Below are 20,934 nucleotides of genomic sequence, written 5' to 3' on the forward strand. Positions count from 1 at the left end.
TGTGTTTTTTGTGAGGCTGATACGTTTCATCTCGTCTCGTTTCTAGACGTTCTGTTCTCGAGCTATCGGCGTGGTCGGGTGGCGACCACTGGCGAGCGCTTGGTTAGATCAGGCCTCGCTTGAACTGGTCAGAGATCAAGTCAGCCAGTATCCGCACCGGTTCGGTGAGGCTTTGGCGAGAACGGTGTATGAGCCCGATATCACGATGAAAGGTGTGTATGCCCAGATCGAGTGCTCGAACACCCATAGGCCACTCCGGATCTCTGCACGTTTGCGGCACCAATGCGACGCCCACGCCCTTTTTAACCAACTGGAGGATGGCTTCCAGCTCATCCAGTTCGCACACCTCATGCAGCGCGAAATGCATTTGCCGCACAAATCGATCAACCTGCCGGCCGCCGAACGATGAGCGGTCATAGCGAATGAAAGGATGGCTGGACAGGAGCGCCGACCAGTCTTCACCCGGCACTTCGCTCGGTACTATTAGCCGGTAGGGCTCCCGCGCCAGCGTCGTCCAGTGCAGGTCACTCTGAAGCGAGAAGGGTGGGCGAATGATGGTGGCCATGTCGATCTCGCCAGCGTCGACGAGGTTGACCAACTCCATCGACAGCCCTGGAATGATTCGCGTGCGACATTGCGGGCATTGCTGGTGAAACCTGGCCAGCGATTCGGGCAAATATGAGCGTTGCACCGACGCGATTGCGCCGATAGTCACCCGCTCGTTGGTGGGTTGTCCCATCGTCGAGGAACCCAGGTTGTCGTAAAGATTGAGCAGCTCCTGAGCTTGCAAGAGTACTTGGTGGCCCATTCTATTGAGATGCGCAGAGCGTCCTTTTCTGTCGAAAATTTCGACGCCCAGTTCAGCTTCGAGGCGCTGGATTTGCGCGCTCACAGCGGCCTGGGTCAGGCCGATTCTGTTGCCGGCAGCGGCAAAAGTGCCTTCCCGTGCAACAGCGATGAGTGTCTTGAGTTCTTTGATCATTCATAAATATTAATTGTGTTTCTAAGAAATATATATTGATTTTTATGTTGGGTTTTCCGTCCTACGATGTTTTCCATCCCCGGCAACGGCTGAGCCAAGCGAGGCAATGACGGGGGAATGTTCGCCAAGCCCACAAAAAAAGCACTGGAGATCTGATGAGCCTCTCGCCATTCCACCTCGCAATACCTGTTTACGACCTGGCTTCAACACGGACCTTCTACGGTGAGGTTTTTGGTTTAGAAGAAGGGCGGTCCAGCACTCAATGGGTCGATTTCAATTTCTATGGTCATCAACTGGTGATTCACGAGCATCCCAAAACCGCCTCTCAAGAAAGTGTTCATAGCAATCCGGTCGATGGTCACGATGTTCCTGTTCCGCACTTCGGCATCATTCTGGGTTGGGAGCAATGGGAAGCGCTGGCCGAGCGACTGAAGTCGTTTGGTACCGAATTTGTGATCGAACCGTACATTCGTTTCAAAGGTCAGGTTGGCGAGCAAGCCACCATGTTCCTGTTTGATCCTTGCGGCAATGCCCTTGAATTCAAGGCGTTCAAGGATATGGGCCAGCTCTTCGCGAAATAAGAACACCCATGGCACAGCTGAGCTGTGCCATGGGGGCTCACGTGAGCTGCAAGCTCATGACTCTAGCAACTGCTGATAACGCAGACCTTACATACCAACAAGAAGGCTAGACATGAAACGTATTCCCTTGATGTGGCAAATCGTTGCCGGGCTGTTGCTTGGCGTGCTTGTCGGTTGGTACTTCAATACCCATCCGCACTATCAGGCATGGGTCAGCGTGCAGGTTCTGAAACCGCTTGGTGACATCTTTATCAAGATGATGAAGATGGTCGTTGTGCCAATCGTGTTCTGCTGCATGATTCTGGGCATTGCCGGTGGCCCAGACAGCAAGTCATTTGGCCGCATGGGGGTGCGCTCGCTCGGTTATTTCTTTGCGATTACCGCGCTGGCCGTCGTCATAGGCTTGTGTTTCGCAAATCTCTTCGAACCGGGAACAGGTACCGATATTTCCGGTGTTTCGCACGGTGCCGCATCCATCACGCTGGAGCCGCCCAAAGGAGCGCTGGTAATATTGCAGAACATCGTGCCCGATAACGTATTGGCTGCGATGTCCGAGGGGTAATTGCTGTCGGTGTTGTTTTTTGCCGTGCTGTTCGGCTTGGCATTGAACGCCTTGCCGAAAGAGAAAAACGCACCGGTCATCGCACTGCTTCAAAGTGTTTGCGATGCGATGTTCAAGGTTGTCTCCATGGTTATGGCTTATGCGCCTGTGGGTGTGTTCGGCATGATCGGCGCGACCGTGGCGACGTTTGGTTTCGCTTCCTTGTTGCCATTGCTCAAGTTGATTGGTGTTGTGTACCTGGCGCTGATTGTTTTTGCGTTGGTGGTACTTGGCGGTATCTGTTACTTGATAGGCGAAAACATTTTCAAGTTGATCGGGTACTTGCGCGATGAGTTGATGCTCGCGTTCTCAAGTGCCGCCTCAGCCGCAGTGATGCCGCAGTTGATGACAAAGATGGAAAGTTACGGCGTGCCGCGTCGGATCGTCAGCTTCGTGGTGCCGGTGGGGTATGCGTTCAACCTCGATGGTGCGTCGATTTTTCTTGGGGTGGCGACGATCTTTGTCGCGCAACTCCATGGCATCGACCTGTCGTTATCCCAGCAGATCCTGTTGGTGGTGACCATGGTGCTGACTTCCAAGGGCGCAGCAGGGGTGCCAGGTTTCGCCATCATCATCTTGTCAGCGACATTGGCCTCAGCAGGTCTTCCACTGGAAGGCGTCGCGTTGATCGCTGGCATTTTCAGGATCATCGACAGTGGTACCACTACGTTGAACGTGTTGGGCAATGCCATTGCGCCGTTAGTCATCGCCAAGTGGGAAAAGGTCGAGCTCAGACCTTCAACGGATTATCCAGCCGCACGGGCCTAGTCGTTTGCAGGAGCAACGATAGGCGAGAACGCAGGGGGTCATTCGTCAGGTATTGCTAATGTTTTGTAGACGACCGGTCTAGTTTTGGATAGGCTCTCGTCATTATGAAAAAATCTAATCTGGACATGCGACAGCACATCATCGATGTAGCGAAGACACTGATGACCCACAAGGGCTATACCGCCGTCGGTCTTATGGAAGTATTGACGACGGCGGGCGTGCCCAAGGGCTCGTTTTATCACTACTTCCGCTCCAAGGAGGAGTTCGGCCAGGCACTACTGGAAGAGTATTTCCAAGAGTATATCGGTCGGGTAGACATCGTCATGGCAGCGCAAGGGACTGGCGCCGAGCGGTTGATTGGCTACCTGGATTATTGGGCGAAGACACAGGCGTTCGATCATCCCGAGGAGAAATGCCTGGTGGTGAAACTCGGCGCAGAAGTGTGCGACCTTTCGGATGACATGCGCAGCGTACTTGAAGAGGGCACCGCACTGATTATCCAGAGGATCACCCGGTGTGTTGAACAGGGGATGGCTGATGGGTCCATCACATCGACCCAGAACGCCGAAACATTGGCTGAATCGTTGTATCAACTGTGGCTTGGGGCTTCACTGTTAGTGAAGGTGCGAAACACAACGGCTGCTTTCGAAACAGCGCTGAACACGAGTAAGCGCCTGCTGGCATAGAGGCGTTTTTTTTACCACTTTACTAGACGACCGGTCTAATTTATAAAGAGGCTTTATGACCGATATCACCACGGATACCGACCTTTTTTCTCCCATGCATCTGGGGGCGCTGCAATTGGCTAACCGGATAGTCATGGCGCCCGTCACACGTAGCCGGATGGCCGACGACGGTGTGCCAAATGAAATGCACGCCACTTACTACGCTCAACGTGCCAGCGCCGGCTTGATCATTGCCGAAGCGACGAACATTTCTGCCCAAGGACGTGGCTATGCCATGACTCCGGGAATCTGGTCGCAAGAACAGGTGGACGGCTGGAAAAAGGTCACCGATGCAGTGCACGCGGCGGGCGGCAAAATTGTCAGTCAGTTGTGGCACGTGGGACGTTTTTCCAGTGTCGAGTTGCAACCCAACGGCGATGCCCCCGTAGCGCCTTCGGCGATCAAGGCTGAAGGTAGCACCTACACCGAAAATGGCTTTGTCGAGGTATCGACGCCTCGTGCGCTGCAAACCTCGGAGATCCCAGGGATCATCGAGCAATACAAGCGGGCCGCCGAGAACGCCAAGCGAGCCGGTTTTGATGGCGTAGAAGTGCATTCGGCCAACAGCTATCTGCTCGATCAATTCCTGCGGGATTCCACTAACAAACGCACCGATCAATACGGTGGCTCCATTGAGAACCGGGTGCGACTGACCTTGGAAGTCACTGAAGCCGTGGTTTCGATATGGGGTAACGACCGTGTCGGTATTCGCCTTTCACCGGTGACCCCTGATGCCGGTAATACGCCTCCTGACAGCAATGTCATGGCGACTTATGGCTACCTGATCCAGCAGCTCAATCAATTGAACCTGGCGTACCTGCATTTTGTTGAAGGCGCCACGGCGACCTCCCGCACAGTGCCCGAAGGTGTGGACCTGGATGCATTGAGTGCCCAGTTTGAAGGGCCATTCATAGGCAATAACAACTATGACCTGGCGATGGCAATCGAACGCCGCGCGCAGGGCCGGATCGATGCGGTTGCATTTGGTCGCTTGTTCATTTCCAACCCCGACCTCGTCGAGCGTCTGCGTCGCGGTATTGAGCTGACCATCGCTCCACGCGAGAGTTACTACGGCGGGGGGGCAAAAGGTTACATCGATTGGCCAACCGCTGACGCCTCAATAGCAAGGTCCCGCGCTAATTAAGGTGCAGGCGTCGCAATAGCATTCATTGCAAAAAGGTATGGAACATGAATTACCTGCAAAACAAGGTAGCCATCGTCACGGGCGCATCCTCAGGCATCGGCGCGGCAACCACCCGGGCGCTGGTAGCGCAAGGTGCGCGTGTGGTTGCCGCCGCCCTTGATGAAGAGGCGTTGGAGTCTTTCGTCGCTGACCTGCGCGAGGCCGCAAGTGAGGTGGTCGCGTTTACTACTGATGTGACTCAACCGGATCAAACCCAGGCACTTGCCAGGTTTGCCCGTGAAACATACGGCGCCATCGACATTCTGGTGAACAACGCTGGCCTGATGCTTTTTTCCCGTTGGGTTGATCTGGCCGTGCAGGATTGGAAAAAGATGATCGATGTGAACATCAAGGGTTACCTCAACATGACGGCTGCAGTATTGCCGTTCATGTTGGAACAGAAGTCCGGGCAGATTCTCAATATGGACTCTGTTGCAGGGCATCAGGTAGGGCCGTCTGCGGGTGTCTACAGTGCGACCAAGTTTTTCGTCCAGGCCATGACCGAGTCCATGCGCAAAGAACTCGGCGTGCAGCACGGTATTCGCGTTAACACGATCAGCCCTGGCGTCATCAATACAGGGTGGGCGGACAAGGTCAGTGATGCGCAGGGGCGCAAGGCTGCCCAGGCGCTGAACCGGATTGCAATTGGGCCTGACGATGTCGCCCGTGCAGTGATTTACGCGCTCAACCAGCCGGAAAGCGTCACCGTCAATGACTTGATCATCTCGCCGACGCGCCAGGATTGGTAGCGGGCGGCGGTCATTGACTCATTCAGCAAGACCCCCCGGCTATGTCAGGCGAGCGGTGTGGCATCTCATCCCCCATAAAAGGAAAAACAAGCATGTCGAAGAATATCAAGGCAGTACCCACCCACGAGTACGACGCTGTCATCGCCACAGCCAATCAGTACGTGGAAGGTCTGCGTACCGGTAATGCTCAAAGCGTTGCACAAGCCTTCCATCAAGACGCAGTGATGTATGGGTTCACCAATGGCGAGTTGCTCGGCGGCCCGATCAACAACCTGTTTGATTTCGTTGCGAAGAACGGCGGTGCACCCCAAATCACCACTCGCCTTGACGTATTGGCAATCACGCCGAGCACCGCAGTAGTACGTGTCGATATGGAAAACGATGCGATTGGCGCCGATTACAACGACTACCTGACACTGATCAAAATTGAGGGTGTCTGGAAGGTGATTGCCAAGGTGTATCACCAGTTCGACGCGTAAGCATCAACCGATCCCGGCACGCCTGATGCCGGGATCGCCGGGCTGTCTATTCAAAGGGTTATACGATGCCAATGGTTGAATTCTCCGCTGTTTTGAACAGCGATGCACAACGCGCCTGGAGCGTGGTGAAGAAGTTTGGTGAGATCCAGCAATGGCACCCTGCGATTGTCGAAAGCAGCCTCGAGGACGGTGAGTCCGATGGGGCTGTTGGGAGTATGCGCACGTTGACGCTGTCTGATGGAGCGGTTGTGAGAGAGCGCTTGTTATCAGTCGATGATCGCACCTTAACGCTGTCCTACCGCTTTGAGGAAGCGCCACTGCCTCTGGACAACTATGTGGCAACGGTACGTTTGGTGGCTTTGACGGGGCAAGACCAAACGTGCATCACTTGGTCTGCATGTTTCGATCTCCAAGAACCCAATACCGCGCAACACTATCAAGCCTTGATTCAAAGCTTGATCGTAGATGGCCACCAGGGACTGCAGTTGTTGCTTGCTTAGTGTCGATGAGTCCAACGGTAGGCCCTTAAAAATAATGAACCCTGCCTGCGCCTGCGCACCCAAAGTTACATAACCTGGAGGTGCATCATGCAAACCACTTACTTCTGGATAGGCCTGGCAGTGATCCTCGTACTGCTCGACGCGTGGATCATCAACAGCATCTGGCGCAGCGATAACGCATCGGCCAGCAAGGCAGGCTGGAGTGCTGTCGTCGTGGTACTGCCGTTCCTGGGCGCCGCGATATGGGCGATTGCCGGCCCAAGGGGTGTCACCAAGGGGCCGTCTTCTCCCGAGCACAGCAAGGGCTGAGTCCGGGCCGCGCTATGAACAACCCAGACCCCGACGACTTACAGAGCCGCAACTACCCGGTACCGGAAGATATGGCCTTGCAGCGCAAGGTCTGGCGCTTTGAAAGGGTGGGTTGGTACGCGCTGCTGGTGCTGATGGGGCTGAGCCTGGCGGGCCTGTTTTCCAGCGGGCCGCTGAGCACCCGCGAAGTGCGCAGTGCCGATGGGCAGTTGCGCGTGGAGTACCAACGCTTTTTACGCAATGGCGCCTCCGATGGGCTGGTGATTCATGTGCAAGGCAAGGCGCAACAACCCCTGGAGGTCGAGCTGAGCGGTGAGCTGCTGCGCGGTTTCAATATCGAGACGCTCCAGCCGCAGCCGCTCAAGGCCAGGGCGGCCGGGGAGGGTGTAAGCGTCTGGATGCTGAGTGACAGCGCCGGCCAGGCCGTGTTGTACCTGACCTTGCGCAGCGACACGGTGGGCAGCGTGGATACCCAGGTGTCGCGACCAACAGGGGCGTCCGTGCGCTTCTCTCAGTTCATCTACCCTTGACCGTCAGCCCAAACCCTAACGGCGTGAGCGGCACAGTTTTTCGATCAAGGAGATCAACGAGTCATGGCCCACGGGTTTGCTGACATGCGCATTAAAGCCCGATTCAGTCGCCTTTTTCTGGTCATTGCCAGCGCCATAGCCCGTTAAGGCGATGGCGGGAGCCTGTCGAAGGTGGCTTACTTTGCGCAGCTTCTGCATCAGCTCATGGCCATTCATTTTAGGCATGCCGATGTCCGAAATAATCACGTCGTACTGGGCATCCCGGGCTGTTTCAAGTGCGCTTAACGGGTCGCTGAAGGCGCTCACTTGGGCGCCTTCCATTTCCAGCAGCATGTTCAGCACCTCAAGGACTTCGGCTGAATCATCGACCAGTAAAACCTTGAGGCCATTGAGGCGCTGATCTTCGTTCTGGGTAGCGCCGCTATCCAGCAGATGATCCTGCTGTTCGCACAGCGGCAACCAGATCGAAAAGGTGCAACCGAAGCCCAACCCTCGCGAATGCACGCTCACCGAACCGCCGTGGGCCTCCACCAGCTGCCGCACCAACGACAAGCCAATCCCCAGGCCTTCGCGCTGGTGAGTCTGGTGCTGGTTTTCCGCTTGCCCGAACAGGTCGAAGATTTCTTCCAGGCTTTCTTGGGCCAGGCCCGCGCCGCTGTCGATGACGTCCAGTTGCGCGCGCCCGTCCGAGCGGCTGACCACCAACTGCACCTGGCCGTCTTCGGGGGTGAATTTCAGGGCGTTGTTGACGAGGTTCCAGATCACTTGCTCGATGCGCGTGGGGTCTACGTCAACGATCAACGGGCCCGGCACCGAAGGTGTCTGAAGGCTGACCTGGCGACGATGACCGTCGGCAAGGACCACGCTGTGAATGTCCTTGAGGGTGCGAATCAGGTCGATCGGTTGCTTTTTCAGCTTCAGTTTGCCCGTGCGAACCCGGGCGACATCCAGCAGGTCGTCAATGATCCGCGCCTGGCTGGACACCGCTTCGCAGATGGTATTGACCGCCTTGATGGCCGGGCCCGCGACCTTGGTGGCTGGCAAGCGCCGCAACAGTTCGGCGTTCAGCTGGATCAGGTTCAACGGATGCTTGAGTTCGTGGGACATCACCGCGAAGAACTCATCCTTGAGATGGCTTTTGGTCTGGGTTTCCTTCAAGCGCTGATTCTGTTCGTCCTGGGTGCGTTTGTGGCCGGTAAGGTCGCGGGCAATCTTGACGTAGCCGCGCAAGCTGTCGCTCTTGAGCTGCGTCACCTCGCCACTGCAATAGAAACGGCTGCCATCCTTGCGCACATGCCAGCGTTCATCTTCGCCACGCCCATGTTCGCGGGCGGTGCGCAGTTCGCTCTCCGGCACGCCAGCGGAGCGGTCTTCCGGGGAGAAAATCAGGTCGTAGTAAGCGCCCAGCACCTCGTCCTTGGTGTAGCCGAAGATCAGTTCGGCACCGGTGTTCCAGTCGGTGATGGCGCCGTGGTCATCGAGGATGATGATGGCAAAGTCGTGGGTGCTCTCGGCAACCAGACGCATGCGCTCCTCGCCCAGGCGCAGTTCCTCTTCGGCCTGACGCCGCTTGGTGATATCAATGAAGGTCAGCACGGTGCCATCAATGTGGTCTTCACTGGAGCGGTAAGGCAGCAACCGCGCAATGTACCAGCGGTCGTCGTTGCTGCTGATTTCCCGCTCGATCAAGCTCAGGGACTCAAACACGGTGGCGGCGTCTTCGGTCATTTGCGGGTAATTGAGGCGGTGGGTGATGTCCAGCAATGAGCGTCCGGTGTCCACCGGCAACATACTGAAAATATCCGTGGCCCGTGGCGTGAACCAACGGATGCGCATGTTGCGGTCGACAAAGACCGTGGCGATGTCGGTGGACGCGATCAGGTTGGTCAGGTAGTCGTTGACCTTGTCCGTCTCTTCCACCTTGGTCTTGAGCTCGAAATTGACGGTCAGCAATTCTTCGTTGATCGACTGCAACTCTTCCTTGCTGGTTTCCAACTCCTCGGTGGCCGAGCGCAGTTCTTCGTTGACGGCCTGCATTTCTTCGTTGGAGGCCTTGAGTTCCTCGCTGGAGACTTCCGCCTGTTCGATGGTGTCCTGCAGGTGCAACTTGGTGCGTTGCAGCTCGCGCTCCAGGTTGCTCATGATCGCGTTTTCGGCCTGGCTGACGGTGTCGATGTCGGGCAGCTGTGGGTCGACGGCGGTTTCCTGGAAGATCACCAGCACGTAGTCGTTTTCGGTCGCTTCATCGCGGTAGGGGCGGGCGCTGATGTCCACCAGGAAGGGGCCTTGCTCGCGTTGGATGCGGATCTTGCGCGAAGACACCGGGCTATTCGATTGCTGGACCTGAAACAAGGTGGTGCGGATATCGAGGCGTAAATCGGGATGCACCAACGTCAGCAGGTTGTGCGTCACCTCGCCGGCCACGTAGCGCAGGAATCGACCTGCGCCTTCGCTCATGTGCAGGATATCGGCCTGCATATTCACGATAACGCTGGGCGGCGCGGCTTTTTCCAGAGCGCGCAGATGGATGTCCGCGAACGAGACCTTGCTGGGCGCCTTGGTTTCAATCGCCAGCGTCGTGGCGCTCGGGCGCAGGTAGCCGCCTCGCGGCATGGTCGGGGCGCGACGCACGGCGGACGAGCCGGCACGCACCCTGAAAATGCGGTTGCGCTTGTCCACCGGTACAAACAGGTCCAGGCAGCCGTCGGCCGACTCCGAGGAGCCGAGAAACAGGTAACCTCCGGGGCGCAACGCGAAGTGGAACATTTGCAGGATGTCGCGTTGCACTTCGCGGTCCAGGTAGATCAACAGGTTGCGGCACACGATCAGGTCGATCTGCGAAAACGGTGGGTCGGCCAACAGGCTGTGCTTGGCGAACAGTACCTTTTCGCGAATTTCCTTGCGCACCCGGTAGTGCTGGTTCTTCTCCTTGGCAAAGTACTGGCGCAACCGTTGAGGCGGTACGTCGGTGATGATCGCTTCGGGGTACACGCCGTTGCGGCCATGGGTAATGGCCCGCTCATCAATATCAGTGGCAAACACCTGCATCTTTGCACCGCTGGCGTCCAGCGCCAGTTGCTCGGCCACCAGCATCGCCAGGCTGTAGGCCTCTTCGCCGGTGGAGCATCCTGCCGACCAGATACGCACTTCCTCACGGTGCGGCACGCTGTCTTCCAGTGACTTCACCAGGTTGGGGATTACGTCTCGCTCAAGCGCTTCGAAGGCCTCGCGGTCGCGAAAGAAGTTGGTCACGCCAATCAGCATGTCGCCCAGCAAAGCCTTGGTTTCGTCCGGGTTGGCCTGGAGGAAGTTGTAATAGGTGGCGAGGTCGGGTTGGGCCGTGACCTGCAAGCGCCGCTCGATACGACGTAACACCGTGGCGCGCTTGTAATGCTTGAAGTCATGCCCGGTACTGGCGCGCAACTGGATTAGAATATCCAGCAACAGCTGCTCGGCCACGGCGGCATCGCGTTCGGTACTGGGTGGGGTGGTCTTGATCTCAGGGTCGTTGGCGGTGGGCAGCACAATCGACTGGGCATTGCGCCACAGTTCCAGCAGCTTCTGCGGCATTTCCACCACAGGCAGCACCAGGTCGACCATCTGGGTTTCGATGGCCGCCAGCGGCATGCCATCGTACTCGGCGTCTTCCGGTGCTTGTACCAGGGTGATGCCGCCTTGCTCTTTGATGCGTGACAGCCCTACCGCGCCATCTGAGCCGGTACCAGACAGGATCAGACAAAACGCGCGTTCTTTATGGGTGTCTGCCAGGTCGCGAAAAAACAGGTCGATGGCAATGTGCGGTCCACCTTCGCGCACGGAAGGTGAGACCGCGAGGTAGCCATCATTCATCTTCAAGAGCTGTGCTGGCGAGATGACGTACACGTGATTCTTTTCGATGGGCGTGGCGTCATTGACCTGCGACACCGGCATGCGGGTCGTTTCCTGAATGATCTTGCCCGCCACACTTTGATGGTCGGGCGAAAGATGCAGGATCACCACAAAGGCCATGCCGCAGTCTCTGGGCATGTGCTCGAAGAACGCTTTCACGGCTTGCAGCCCGCCCGCCGACGCGCCAATACCCACCACCGGGAAATTCAAGTTGCTGGGGGTCAAATCTTTGCGTTGCGGAACGTTGGGGGACCGCGGGGGGGCAGACTTCATAAATACCAACCTTGGATAACGGCGCACAGGAAGACGGGTGTAGAGGGAAGAACTTGAGCAACGAGGGCGAGGGCTGAACCGACAGTGAAATATAGCTGAAAACCTGCCGCCAACAAAAAATGCGTTTAGGCCACCCGGTCATTCGACCGACCACTTACACCCGGTTGAGGCGCGCAGCCTGCGGAAGGTTTAATCAAACTGACGAGTGGCCATCGTGGTTGCACGGTTATCCGATTTTCTGAAAATCCGTCTGAACTTCGCTTCCTGGCGAACCCTCGCAAAGAGAAACCCACCCAGGAGACGTTCTGATGAACAGCTATCCAAAACCACCCTTCAACACCCAGCAACAGCCCGTACCCGGTGAGCAGCGCAAGATGGACCCGATCCCCGATTGCGGTGAGCAGTCGTACCAAGGCTCGGGCCGGCTCGCCAATAAAATCGCCTTGGTCACCGGCGCCGACAGCGGCATCGGACGGGCCGTGGCCATTGCCTTCGCACGTGAAGGCGCGGACGTGGCGGTGTCGTACCTGGATGAACATGAAGACGCCAAGGAGACCGCACGCTGGGTCGAGGCGGCGGGTCGTCAATGCCTGTTACTGCCCGGCGACCTGGGCGATGCGGCGCAGTGCACGGCCATCGTCAACGACACCGTGGAGAAGTTCGGCCGCATCGATGTGCTGGTCAACAACGCAGCGTTCCAGATGACCTATCAATCGCTGGAAGACATCCCCGACGAGGACTGGGTGAAAACCTTCAACGTCAACATCACCGCGATGTTTCGCATCTGCAAGGCCGCGCTGCCTCATATGGCCGAGGGCAGTTCGATCATCAACACCAGCTCGGTCAACTCCGATATGCCCAACCCCAGCCTGTTGCCCTATGCAGCCACCAAAGGCGCGATTGCCAACTTCACCGCCGGCCTGGCGCAGATGCTCGGCGAGCGCGGGATTCGCGTCAACAGCGTGGCCCCCGGGCCTATCTGGACGCCGTTGATCGTCTCGACGATGACGCCGGACATGGTGAAAAACTTTGGCGGCAACACCCCATTGGGACGCCCAGGCCAGCCAGTGGAAGTGGCACCGATCTACGTGCTGCTGGCGTCGGATGAAGGCAGCTACATCTCCGGCGAACGCTACGGCGTGACGGGTGGCAAGCCGATACTTTGATCAGTGATTGAGGAGGGCAGTATGAGCGAAGCCTCGAAGCACCACGAACCGAATCCTTCTGAGCGCAAGGTGCGCCCGCCGGCGGCTAAGCGAAACGATAAGTCGCAGGCACCGGCAGGCGGGCAACAGGCACAGAGGCAAGGCGGTGTCGCTCCTGGAGGGCCTTCAACAGACCCTGAGTCAGGGGCGTGAACGCGAGGGGATATACACTCGGCCTGACATCCTGATTGGTTGTCAGGCCGCTATCGCAGGCAAGCCAGCTCCCACAGGCTGACGTTATTTGCGCTTGGAACGATGAATTCGCATCCACTCTCGATAGGCCACCGTACGCTGCGCATCCGCACGTTTCTTCGCCTCGGTAAAGCGCGCCCACGTCTGAGCATCGCCGCTGTAGGACTCAATGATCTCGTACGCCAACGCATCCAATCGATCCGCTTCGAAAAACATCTCGGCATTTCGCACGACTTCGTCGTCCCGCCTGTTTGTAGTTGTATAACCAAGAGTCTGACTGTTCATCCTCTGAGGCCCTCCGCCCATTGAATCTGTGCCGCGCCACTCCAGCGCACCTGGGTAATGCCGTATTTCTCCGCCATCGGTTTGGACACACGCTTGAACGTGTGTTGCCCAAATTTGGGGATGACCGCCACACCAGCGTCACAACTGGCCCAATGCCAAGCCTCGGCATTGTCCATGCGCGGCGCGCGCACGATGAAGGACTTGGGCTCGCCATGCAGCTGGTACTCGATAGTGAATAGGTCGTTGTGTTTCATGAGGCCTCCTTGATACTCATGAACTACAGATATTTGACGTCAAAAATAATTCAAATAAGTTGTCCGACAATTCGATGACTGGGCGCAAGGCATGGATGAAGACTAATCATCTACCGTAAAGGTGACCCATCCAGGCCCATCGGCCGGGCGTTGCAGTTCGGCGATGACACCGCTGACGGAGGATCCGTCGGGCAAATTGACGGTGATAAAGTTGGGATTGCCAGGCCAATCCATTGGCGTGTCAAAGTCCAGGCGCGCGATGGTCGGCTTGCCGCTGCTGGTCATTTGGATGTTTTTGGGCTCGTTAAGGCGTTCATCTGAGGGTGTTCCAAGATGGCGCGAGGCAGTGATGACACTGGCAGTACCTTGGTAATCGTAAGACATGCTGGGTTACCTCATGTAATGGGAACAACGAAGATCAAATGTGGGAGCGGGCTTGCTCGCGAAGACGTCGAACATTGATGTGACTGATCCACCGCTTTCGCGAGCAAGCCCGCTCCCACAGAGGAGTTGTGCTTGACTGGCTGGTATTCGGGATGTGCCCCGTTTTCATTTGTGACGAGCTGAATATTTGCGCGCAACGACAACGCCGCCCACTAGCAGCGCTGCGCCTATTGCAACCATCCCATAGGGCGTACGGTGGGTTTGCCGCCAGCCGCCTTCGACACGACGTTCGCCGCTTGCCGGGGCGTAGAGGTTGCCCGTAGAGGTCGCGGCGCGCGGGCTGCGCTCCAGGCCGAGGCGGGTAAGCCAGCCGGATAGCCGCGAAAAGCCAGGCAGCAAAAAATGCGCGACGCGGGCCACGGTGGCAGCGCTGCCTACCGTGGTGCTGTCCCTCGGTTGCAGCGCACAGGCCACCATCGCTTGCGCGACTTTATGTGGGTCGTAGACCGGTGGCGGTGGCGTCAACTCGTGGCCGGTAAAATTGCCGCCATCGCGAAAGCCCGGTGTGTCCATCACGGCGGGATAGATGTCGCACACATGAATATCCGGGTAGTCAGTCAGCTCGCCGCGCAGTGCCTCAGTCAGGCCGCGCAGGCCGTATTTACTGGCGGAGTAGGCGACGGCATAGGGCTGGGCTACCCAACTGCCCAGCGACAAGGTGTTGATCAGAGTGCCGCGGTGCTGGGCTTTGAAATAGGGCCACACCACGTGGGCGCCGCGCAGGTACCCGAGCAGGTCGGTTTGCAGCACCTGTTCGTGGGCTTCCAGGGGCGTGTCCTCGAAACTGCCGACGGCGCCTACTCCGGCGTTGTTGATCCAGATATCGATGCGGCCATTGCCGAAGGCCGCCGCTTGTTCGGCAAGGGCGCGCATCTGGTCGCCCTGGGTTACATCGGTTTTAACGGCGATGGCCTCGGCGCCACGCGCAGCGCATTCCTCGACGACCTCTTCCAAGGCTTTTTCATCTCGGGCCGCCAACACCAAGCGGGTACTTTGCTCGGCAAAGGCGTGAGCAGCCGCGCGACCAATGCCACTGGAGGCGCCGGTGATCACCACGGTCTTGCCGTGCAGTTTCCCCTTGGCCTGCATGACGCCAGGCGAATCCTCGGGCACGTGGACGGGCACCGGGTGCAGTTGAAGGCGGGTACCGTCAGTCAGTATCAGGGTCAGGTTTTCGACGGTGCCAGCGACGCGGTTGGGAAACACCGGTTCGCCTGTGGCGTCGAGCTCATCATAAATAAACGTCTGGCCCTCAAGCCATCCGACAGCCGTCATCAGTTCAGGGCCCAGGTAGTACTTTCCGTCCAGGAAAAAACCGCTGAAGTTCGGTGTGCGCTCCAGGTTTTCCACGGCGTATCGCTCGCCAGGCCTCATTCCGGTTGCGGTATCAATCATCATGACATCCTCCTTTGGCTGGTCTTGGGTAGAGAAAGGCCCGCAAATGATCGTTCAATCCAAATGACTGAATGGCGGTGTCAATGTTGATGGGCCTTCAGGGTCGGGTCGGCGATCTGGATAACCGTGCCCTGGCGCCACGCGTCCGCCCCAGGGGCGATGGGCGGCGCGGGGATATCGGCGCGCGTCTTTTTCTTGTCGGCACTGTCGATGCCCAGTCGTTTATCGCGTTCGGCGACCATACGCGGGTCAGCCTGGCCGTCTGCGGTAAACCCCATCATCAACTGAGGCACGCCTAACGGCAGGCGTTTATCCAGATCGGTATGCCAGGTGTGCCAGGTCTTGCCGTAGGTGTGCACCAGCTTCTCCATCAGCGCATGTTCCGCCGCCTCAGGAATGCCCGGCGCGACCAGTTGCCCTGACTTCACTTCATGCACATGGCTATGCCACAACGCCTTTTCAGGCGCGGGCAGCGTGTTGAACTGCGCCTCGCTGATGATGTACTCCACGCCCATCAACTTGGCATCCTTGCGGTTGCCGTCGTAGATCACACACTGGATGACCTCCTCGTTGAGGATTGCGCAGTAGTGATGGGCTTCCATTTGCACATCGGGATGGCCGTTGTAGAAGTGAAAACCGTCCAGGTAGGCATTCAGGGCATCAATCGGTGGGCGTGATTGCAGCAGGGCGGCGCCGGCTTCCAGCGTTCGGGTCGAAGGTGTTGTCGGCTTCCCAGGTGCCTCGACATTCGAACGTGAGTTGTTGCCAGCGCAGGCGCTGAGCAGGGCCAGCGTCACTGCTGCGGCCAGGGATTGGGTCACTTGATGGATGGGGTTGTCAGTCATGGTCGGCTGCCTCCTGTTGCCGGTGTGTTCATGCGCGATGATTAAAGCCAGGTTTGATCCTGTTCTCGTTGGAAAGACGCGCGTACGGGGCGTTCAAAATGCTTTGAGTTGAACACTCACTCATTCATCAGGTCGTTTTTTATAGAGGCGCTGACAGCGCAATTGCTTACCTGCCAGTGAGGTGTTCATCCCATGCACAAGACTGAAAATCCAGCGTCGACGCTGCTTACCCAATTGCTCCGGGCACGCGGGCCGGGCGGTCAGGAAGACGAGGTGCGCGCCATTTGCCTGGAAAGCCTGACGCCGTTGTGCGATGAGGCCTGGGTCGATCAGGCGGGTAATGTGGTGGGTTTGATCAAGGGCAAGCACAGCGATGCCGAGCCTGCCGGTGCGGTTAAAGTCATGGCGCATATGGATGAAATCGCCATGGTGGTTAAACGCGTCGAGGCGGATGGCACGTTGCGGGTGACGGCGCTGGGTGGGGCCAACCCGGTCAACTTTGGCGTGTGCCCGGTGGATATCCTGGGGGACACACGCATCCTTCCTGGCGTGCTGTCCTTTGGCTCGATGCACGCCACCAGTAATACGGCACAAGGGGCTGATGTGCTCTCGGGCGATGTGCACTGGAACGACGTTCATGTGATCACGCGATGCACTGCCCAGGCATTGTGCGAGTACGGCATTCGGCCCGGAAGCCGTGTGGTGCTGAGCCGTCATTGGCGTGAGCCCTTCCAGGTGGGCGATGCCATTGCCGCGCATTTTCTGGATGACCGCGCCCCGATTGCTGCCGTTCTGCATACAGCCCAGCTGCTGGCTTCGCGCCGGGAGGCGTTGGCCAGGGATGTCTATCTGGTATTCACCACGCTCGAAGAGGAGTGCAATGCCGGGGCAATGTATGCCGCGTCGACGCTACCCGGCGACACCACCATCGCGGTGGAGGTGGGGCCGGTGATGCAGGAATACGGCACGCGCCTGGCCGTCGACCCGATCATCAATACGGGGGACCAGAAAGGCTATTACACCCGGGCGGTGGTCAACGACCTGGCGGCTGCCGCAGAGCGCTGCGGCTACAGCCCCCAATATGCGCTGTTGGTGGATTTCGCTTCGGATGCCAGTGCGGTCATGAGTAACGGGACCTGTGCCCGCGCCGGCTGCCTGGCCATTCCAACGGAAAATACCCATGGTTATGAATTGATTCTGGATGGGGCGGTGCAGGCCTGTGCCGAGACATTGGCCGAGTACCTTGCAGCCTGATAGACGGTGCAAGGTACGCTGACCGGCGTGGGGCTCAGATTGGGCCGCTTGGAGAATCTGTCTCCTGCCTGATTTCATCGGCCGCATTGGGTTGCCCCAGCTTGCTGTATTGCTCGCGCAATTTTTGCAACTCACGCGACCCAAGCTTATCCAGGCTCAACGCCGCATTGTGAGCTTCTTTGGTGGCACGAATCAGCTCGTCCAGTTTCAGATGAAGAATATCGTTGTCGCGGTTCTGGGTATTCTGGATCAGGAACACCATCAGGAAGGTGATGATGGTAGTGGAGGTGTTGATGATTAACTGCCAGGTGTCGTTGTAATGAAAGTAAGGCCCGCTGAGCGCCCAAACAGCAATCAAGCTGACGGCTGTCAGAAAGGTTTTTGAGCTGCCCGCCTGGTTGGAGAGTTTTTGGCAGAATTTCGCGAACTTCATGGTGCTGTCTCCTGGGGGATGTTCCTCTGTAGACCCCAGCAGAATTTCGAAATTCTTTTTTACAAATCGTTTTTTTTGACAAAAATCAATGAGCAAATCCCTCTTGCAAAGGAGCACTCAGCATGTCGGTCGCTGCTTCTATCGTTGAATACCTCAAGCACCATCAGTTGGTCATCACGACGGCGGAGTCGTGTACCGCAGGCAAGATCATCACCTTGCTTTCGCAGGTCGACGGCAGCGGTTCGTGGATCGAAAGCGGGTACGTGGTGTATTCGCCAGAAGCGAAACAGCGGCTGTTGAACGTGCGTCGCTATACCATCGATACCTTCAATCTCACCAGCTGTGAGGTCGCCCAGGAAATGGCCCAAGGCGCGCTGCGCGACAGCCCCGCTGATGTGGCGGTCGCCACCACTGGCCTGCTGGGGCCGGATGGAATTGATGGCATTCCCCCAGGCACTGTCTGTTTTGCCTGGGCCTATCGAAACGGCGGGGCACTGAGTGTGTTCAGTCGCAAGGAACGCTTTATGGGTTCTCGTGAGCAGGTGCAGTTGGCCGCGTCTCTTCATGCATTGAAATGGCTGCCGCATTTTCACCAACGGGCGATGGTCGGTGAACGCGCCTAATGCTGCCAAGTGTGCGCGTTTACGGCTGCGGTTCGATGTCCATCAGCAAGTCGCCGTTGGTCAAGGATTCAGCCTCCTGCACCACGCCACGATAGGCCTGACCATTCCATTCAAAGCTAATCCAGTGGGCCTTCGGCAATAGCTTTGGCCATGGCGGTGCAAGCCGCAACTGCACGCCGGGCGCAGTGCGCACAAGTTGCCCCATGCATTCGCTGGCGAGCGTGTTCACACCGAACAGCGTGTCATGCAGGTATTGAATGTTGACCGGTTGCAGCGTTGCGTCAGTAGCGTCTGGCATATCTGTTACCCCACCGATGACAGCCAGAAAGACTGTCTGGCGATGACCATTTCTTCACGTATTTCCCGCACAAGCCGGTTGATCCCCGAAACACCGTGGTAGTGGGCGCGGTTGATGTTCGCGATGGTGAATTGGTCCATACCGTGCGCCGTTACAGTGACTGAAAGGCTGCCGTCTGCGTTGAGCGCGCACTTGACCGCGCACTTGGGAAGGCGAGCGGAAAGGGCCGTTTCGATTTCGGCTTTCGTTAGCGTATCCATGAGTTCACCGCATAAAGGACTCAGCGCGTTAAGGCTAGCTCAGAATCAGTTGGCGTAAATACTGGCAAGGTAATGGCTGCTGGGGCAGATGTTCTACCTTACATATTTCTGGCCCTTTCTAGGAGCGTTCCTAAATACGCCGGCTGAAGGTCTGCCGATAATTCGCACATCCCCACTTATGTGTGCTCTGCCATGTCCTTCCTACCTATTCGTGTTCTGGTCATCGAAGAACACCCGTTCAAGCGGCTTGTTGCCACCCAGGTGTTCCGGGAGGTCGGGTGTGAAGAGGTGGCCGCCGTTGCCGATGTCGTGGCGGCCGTTGAGTTGCTCGAGCGTACCGGGCCTGTCGATATCGCCTTGTGCAACTTGAAGGACGAGGGCGCACACGGCTTGAGGGCCATCGAAGTGCTCGGCCGTGGCCACTTGGCTAAAGCGCTCATTATGTTCAGCGCCCATGGCACGGACCTGCACGATGCAATTGATCGCATGGCAGGCCTGTTGGGCATCAGTGTATTGGGTTATGTGGACTTCCCGGTGCCAGCAAGCGCCATTGCGCCTATGCTCAGCCGCTACTTGGAGAGGATTGGCGCGCCGACAAAGCAGGCGCGCCGAAGCAGCCGGTCTGGGTTCTTGAGCAAGGCCTGCGTGGCTGGGGGTTTTTCAAGGCATGAGTTCAAGGCGTTCTTCCAGCCCAAGTTCAATTTGAGCACGGGGCACGTGCGCGGTTTTGAAGTGCTGGCGCGTTGGCAACATCCACAGTACGGCCTGTTGTATCCGGCAGATTTTTTGCCGCTGCTCGCTCAAGTTGGCGCATTGGATGAACTGTTCTTCGCGCTGTTGCAACAAGGCCTTGAGTTCTTGCAGCAGTCGGCAGAGCAGCAGCAGGTCTTATCGCTGGCATTCAACCTGGAGTCCGACCAGCTCGGTCGTGGCTCATTATTGCCGCGTCTTTGCGATTCACTCCAATCCCACGCCATTGCTGCGTGTCGTCTGACGTTTGAAATCACTGAATGCGGCCTGCTGGAAGTTTCTCCCGCCGTGCTCGACACCCTGATACGACTGCGCATGATGGGTGCCGGCCTGTCGATTGATGACTTCGGCACCGGCTATTCCTCGCTGGAGCGCCTGTGCCAGTTGCCGTTTACCGAAATCAAACTGGACGCCGCATTTACCCGCGATCTTCAAAGCAGTGCGCGCAACCGTGCCGTGGTCAGTAGCACGTTGGCACTGGGCGAGGCACTGGGCATGCGAGTGGTGGTGGAGGGCGTCGAGAACGAAAACCAGCGCCAGGGATTACTGAAGCTGGGATGCAACGAGGCCCAGGGCTATCTCTGTGCTCGTCCCATGAACGCTGCGCGCGCGTTGGCCTGGCTGGCGACCCAGTTGAACTCGCGCAGCAATATTTGATGTCAATCAGGAGGGCTTTTATGTCCAATCCACGTTTGCGGATCGCGTTGGTAGATAGCGATGCCACCCGGCGAATGAGTATTGAAAAAGACCTTGGCCATTTGGGATACCACCGCGTTGTGCCTGTCGATTCCCTCAAGGTGTTGATTACGTTATTGGATAACGCAAGGGATGTATTTGATCTGTTGGTGATCAATGAAGAAACCGTGCACGCGGCGGGCGCACAGTTTAAGCAAATGCTTGAGGAGTACGCGTGTGTCAGACACTCATTGATTTATCAGGGCGTGACCCTGCAAGCGTTTCCCGATAATCCAGTCACGGCGCAACGCTGCGGCTTTATTGCCTCCGGTGTTCCGGACCGATCGATTCTGGCGCGCGTCATGGATCGGGTGGATGTGCAAATAAAACAGCGCTCGGGCAGACCGTTGCTGGAATCCAATTAATCCTGATGTGAGCTATTGCACGCTTTTC

At 57.5% G+C, this 20,934-nt stretch carries 23 protein-coding genes and 1 pseudogene; 14 read left to right on the forward strand and 10 right to left on the reverse strand.

Annotated features, from left to right (window positions below; translation table 11 throughout):
* Positions 1–103: 103 nt before the first annotated feature.
* Positions 104–982 (reverse strand): LysR family transcriptional regulator, encoded by an 879-nt coding sequence (locus ACP7CZ_RS11425; RefSeq protein WP_032892377.1) that lies wholly within the window; start codon positions 980–982, stop codon positions 104–106.
* 155 nt (positions 983–1,137) lie between these two features.
* On the opposite strand from ACP7CZ_RS11425, the gene ACP7CZ_RS11430 reads away from it, so the two are divergent.
* The 9 genes and pseudogenes from ACP7CZ_RS11430 (at position 1,138) to ACP7CZ_RS11470 (ending at position 7,407) form a co-directional block, all read left to right on the forward strand.
* Positions 1,138–1,563 (forward strand): VOC family protein, encoded by a 426-nt coding sequence (locus ACP7CZ_RS11430; RefSeq protein ID WP_014718007.1) that lies wholly within the window; start codon positions 1,138–1,140, stop codon positions 1,561–1,563.
* A 112-nt stretch (positions 1,564–1,675) separates the two neighbouring features.
* Positions 1,676–2,932, forward strand: a pseudogene (locus ACP7CZ_RS11435) (cation:dicarboxylate symporter family transporter).
* 104 nt (positions 2,933–3,036) lie between these two features.
* Positions 3,037–3,618: a TetR/AcrR family transcriptional regulator gene (locus ACP7CZ_RS11440; protein WP_054921186.1), complete on the forward strand. Its 582-nt coding sequence runs from the start codon at positions 3,037–3,039 to the stop codon at positions 3,616–3,618.
* 55 nt (positions 3,619–3,673) lie between these two features.
* Positions 3,674–4,801 (forward strand): alkene reductase, encoded by a 1,128-nt coding sequence (locus ACP7CZ_RS11445; RefSeq protein WP_054921184.1) that lies wholly within the window; start codon positions 3,674–3,676, stop codon positions 4,799–4,801.
* Between the two features lie 44 nt (positions 4,802–4,845).
* Positions 4,846–5,589: an SDR family oxidoreductase gene (locus ACP7CZ_RS11450; RefSeq protein WP_294204502.1), complete on the forward strand. Its 744-nt coding sequence runs from the start codon at positions 4,846–4,848 to the stop codon at positions 5,587–5,589.
* 92 nt (positions 5,590–5,681) lie between these two features.
* Positions 5,682–6,068 carry a nuclear transport factor 2 family protein gene (locus ACP7CZ_RS11455; RefSeq protein ID WP_054921177.1) on the forward strand — a complete coding sequence of 129 codons (387 nt, stop codon included), beginning with the start codon at positions 5,682–5,684 and terminating at the stop codon, positions 6,066–6,068.
* A 65-nt stretch (positions 6,069–6,133) separates the two neighbouring features.
* Positions 6,134–6,568 (forward strand): SRPBCC family protein, encoded by a 435-nt coding sequence (locus ACP7CZ_RS11460; RefSeq protein WP_294204499.1) that lies wholly within the window; start codon positions 6,134–6,136, stop codon positions 6,566–6,568.
* 87 nt (positions 6,569–6,655) lie between these two features.
* Positions 6,656–6,877 carry a PLDc N-terminal domain-containing protein gene (locus tag ACP7CZ_RS11465; protein WP_003190416.1) on the forward strand — a complete coding sequence of 74 codons (222 nt, stop codon included), beginning with the start codon at positions 6,656–6,658 and terminating at the stop codon, positions 6,875–6,877.
* A 14-nt stretch (positions 6,878–6,891) separates the two neighbouring features.
* A complete protein-coding gene (locus tag ACP7CZ_RS11470; protein WP_060763616.1) occupies positions 6,892–7,407 on the forward strand; it encodes a hypothetical protein in 516 nt (171 codons plus the stop codon).
* Positions 7,408–7,422: 15 nt separating this feature from the next.
* On the opposite strand, the gene ACP7CZ_RS11475 is transcribed toward ACP7CZ_RS11470, so the two are convergent.
* On the reverse strand, positions 7,423–11,568 hold the full coding sequence (locus ACP7CZ_RS11475) for a CheR family methyltransferase (protein WP_181124134.1): 4,146 nt from the start codon (positions 11,566–11,568) through the stop codon (positions 7,423–7,425).
* 308 nt (positions 11,569–11,876) lie between these two features.
* Between ACP7CZ_RS11475 and ACP7CZ_RS11480 the strand changes: the two genes are divergently transcribed.
* Complete coding sequence (locus ACP7CZ_RS11480; RefSeq protein WP_198834197.1) at positions 11,877–12,734, forward strand: SDR family oxidoreductase; 858 nt, start codon at positions 11,877–11,879, stop codon at positions 12,732–12,734.
* A 276-nt stretch (positions 12,735–13,010) separates the two neighbouring features.
* On the opposite strand, the gene ACP7CZ_RS11485 is transcribed toward ACP7CZ_RS11480, so the two are convergent.
* From ACP7CZ_RS11485 to ACP7CZ_RS11505, 5 genes are all read right to left on the reverse strand, one after another.
* Complete coding sequence (locus ACP7CZ_RS11485) at positions 13,011–13,250, reverse strand: hypothetical protein (RefSeq protein WP_054921168.1); 240 nt, start codon at positions 13,248–13,250, stop codon at positions 13,011–13,013.
* Positions 13,247–13,504, reverse strand: a complete 258-nt coding sequence (locus ACP7CZ_RS11490; protein ID WP_003190423.1) for a DUF6555 family protein — start codon at positions 13,502–13,504, stop codon at positions 13,247–13,249. The genes ACP7CZ_RS11485 and ACP7CZ_RS11490 overlap by 4 nt, the downstream gene beginning before the upstream one ends.
* Positions 13,505–13,606: 102 nt before the next feature.
* Entirely contained in the window at positions 13,607–13,888 is a 282-nt protein-coding gene (locus ACP7CZ_RS11495; RefSeq protein ID WP_054921166.1) for a hypothetical protein, read from the reverse strand.
* Positions 13,889–14,053: 165 nt separating this feature from the next.
* Positions 14,054–15,343: an SDR family oxidoreductase gene (locus ACP7CZ_RS11500; protein ID WP_294204609.1), complete on the reverse strand. Its 1,290-nt coding sequence runs from the start codon at positions 15,341–15,343 to the stop codon at positions 14,054–14,056.
* An 80-nt stretch (positions 15,344–15,423) separates the two neighbouring features.
* Positions 15,424–16,188, reverse strand: a complete 765-nt coding sequence (locus ACP7CZ_RS11505; RefSeq protein ID WP_054895713.1) for an OBAP family protein — start codon at positions 16,186–16,188, stop codon at positions 15,424–15,426.
* 192 nt (positions 16,189–16,380) lie between these two features.
* Here ACP7CZ_RS11505 and ACP7CZ_RS11510 point away from each other — a divergent pair, with 192 nt between their 5' ends.
* Complete coding sequence (locus ACP7CZ_RS11510; RefSeq protein ID WP_181124137.1) at positions 16,381–17,442, forward strand: M28 family peptidase; 1,062 nt, start codon at positions 16,381–16,383, stop codon at positions 17,440–17,442.
* A 34-nt stretch (positions 17,443–17,476) separates the two neighbouring features.
* On the opposite strand, the gene ACP7CZ_RS11515 is transcribed toward ACP7CZ_RS11510, so the two are convergent.
* The gene (locus ACP7CZ_RS11515) at positions 17,477–17,875 is read right to left on the reverse strand and encodes a low affinity iron permease family protein (RefSeq protein ID WP_181124138.1); all 399 of its coding nucleotides are present in this window, start codon (positions 17,873–17,875) and stop codon (positions 17,477–17,479) included.
* 122 nt (positions 17,876–17,997) lie between these two features.
* Between ACP7CZ_RS11515 and ACP7CZ_RS11520 the strand changes: the two genes are divergently transcribed.
* A complete protein-coding gene (locus ACP7CZ_RS11520) occupies positions 17,998–18,498 on the forward strand; it encodes a CinA family protein (protein WP_054895711.1) in 501 nt (166 codons plus the stop codon).
* A 19-nt stretch (positions 18,499–18,517) separates the two neighbouring features.
* Here the strand turns inward: ACP7CZ_RS11520 and ACP7CZ_RS11525 are convergent, their stop codons facing one another.
* Entirely contained in the window at positions 18,518–18,796 is a 279-nt protein-coding gene (locus ACP7CZ_RS11525) for a hypothetical protein (RefSeq protein WP_020303212.1), read from the reverse strand.
* 5 nt (positions 18,797–18,801) lie between these two features.
* Entirely contained in the window at positions 18,802–19,056 is a 255-nt protein-coding gene (locus ACP7CZ_RS11530; protein ID WP_014718023.1) for a hypothetical protein, read from the reverse strand.
* A 192-nt stretch (positions 19,057–19,248) separates the two neighbouring features.
* On the opposite strand from ACP7CZ_RS11530, the gene ACP7CZ_RS11535 reads away from it, so the two are divergent.
* Positions 19,249–20,463, forward strand: a complete 1,215-nt coding sequence (locus tag ACP7CZ_RS11535; protein ID WP_054895710.1) for an EAL domain-containing response regulator — start codon at positions 19,249–19,251, stop codon at positions 20,461–20,463.
* 20 nt (positions 20,464–20,483) lie between these two features.
* Positions 20,484–20,906: a hypothetical protein gene (locus ACP7CZ_RS11540; protein ID WP_032892354.1), complete on the forward strand. Its 423-nt coding sequence runs from the start codon at positions 20,484–20,486 to the stop codon at positions 20,904–20,906.
* Positions 20,907–20,934: the final 28 nt, after the last annotated feature.

This window comes from Pseudomonas sp. DWP2-2, assembly GCF_049897065.1.
Classification (GTDB): Bacteria; Pseudomonadota; Gammaproteobacteria; order Pseudomonadales; family Pseudomonadaceae; genus Aquipseudomonas; species Aquipseudomonas paracarnis.

Coding starts and splice junctions, on each gene's coding strand:
- ACP7CZ_RS11500 (WP_294204609.1), bottom strand. CDS start 15,343: ATGATTGATACCGCAACCGGAATGAGGCCTGGCGAGCGATACGCCGTG.
- ACP7CZ_RS11525 (WP_020303212.1), bottom strand. CDS start 18,796: ATGCCAGACGCTACTGACGCAACGCTGCAACCGGTCAACATTCAATAC.
- ACP7CZ_RS11460 (WP_294204499.1), top strand. CDS start 6,134: ATGCCAATGGTTGAATTCTCCGCTGTTTTGAACAGCGATGCACAACGC.
- ACP7CZ_RS11445 (WP_054921184.1), top strand. CDS start 3,674: ATGACCGATATCACCACGGATACCGACCTTTTTTCTCCCATGCATCTG.
- ACP7CZ_RS11430 (WP_014718007.1), top strand. CDS start 1,138: ATGAGCCTCTCGCCATTCCACCTCGCAATACCTGTTTACGACCTGGCT.
- ACP7CZ_RS11515 (WP_181124138.1), bottom strand. CDS start 17,875: ATGAAGTTCGCGAAATTCTGCCAAAAACTCTCCAACCAGGCGGGCAGC.
- ACP7CZ_RS11485 (WP_054921168.1), bottom strand. CDS start 13,250: ATGAACAGTCAGACTCTTGGTTATACAACTACAAACAGGCGGGACGAC.
- ACP7CZ_RS11455 (WP_054921177.1), top strand. CDS start 5,682: ATGTCGAAGAATATCAAGGCAGTACCCACCCACGAGTACGACGCTGTC.
- ACP7CZ_RS11510 (WP_181124137.1), top strand. CDS start 16,381: ATGCACAAGACTGAAAATCCAGCGTCGACGCTGCTTACCCAATTGCTC.
- ACP7CZ_RS11425 (WP_032892377.1), bottom strand. CDS start 982: ATGATCAAAGAACTCAAGACACTCATCGCTGTTGCACGGGAAGGCACT.
- ACP7CZ_RS11480 (WP_198834197.1), top strand. CDS start 11,877: ATGAACAGCTATCCAAAACCACCCTTCAACACCCAGCAACAGCCCGTA.
- ACP7CZ_RS11540 (WP_032892354.1), top strand. CDS start 20,484: ATGTCCAATCCACGTTTGCGGATCGCGTTGGTAGATAGCGATGCCACC.
- ACP7CZ_RS11535 (WP_054895710.1), top strand. CDS start 19,249: ATGTCCTTCCTACCTATTCGTGTTCTGGTCATCGAAGAACACCCGTTC.
- ACP7CZ_RS11520 (WP_054895711.1), top strand. CDS start 17,998: ATGTCGGTCGCTGCTTCTATCGTTGAATACCTCAAGCACCATCAGTTG.
- ACP7CZ_RS11440 (WP_054921186.1), top strand. CDS start 3,037: ATGAAAAAATCTAATCTGGACATGCGACAGCACATCATCGATGTAGCG.
- ACP7CZ_RS11450 (WP_294204502.1), top strand. CDS start 4,846: ATGAATTACCTGCAAAACAAGGTAGCCATCGTCACGGGCGCATCCTCA.
- ACP7CZ_RS11465 (WP_003190416.1), top strand. CDS start 6,656: ATGCAAACCACTTACTTCTGGATAGGCCTGGCAGTGATCCTCGTACTG.
- ACP7CZ_RS11470 (WP_060763616.1), top strand. CDS start 6,892: ATGAACAACCCAGACCCCGACGACTTACAGAGCCGCAACTACCCGGTA.
- ACP7CZ_RS11505 (WP_054895713.1), bottom strand. CDS start 16,188: ATGACTGACAACCCCATCCATCAAGTGACCCAATCCCTGGCCGCAGCA.
- ACP7CZ_RS11475 (WP_181124134.1), bottom strand. CDS start 11,568: ATGAAGTCTGCCCCCCCGCGGTCCCCCAACGTTCCGCAACGCAAAGAT.
- ACP7CZ_RS11530 (WP_014718023.1), bottom strand. CDS start 19,056: ATGGATACGCTAACGAAAGCCGAAATCGAAACGGCCCTTTCCGCTCGC.
- ACP7CZ_RS11490 (WP_003190423.1), bottom strand. CDS start 13,504: ATGAAACACAACGACCTATTCACTATCGAGTACCAGCTGCATGGCGAG.
- ACP7CZ_RS11495 (WP_054921166.1), bottom strand. CDS start 13,888: ATGTCTTACGATTACCAAGGTACTGCCAGTGTCATCACTGCCTCGCGC.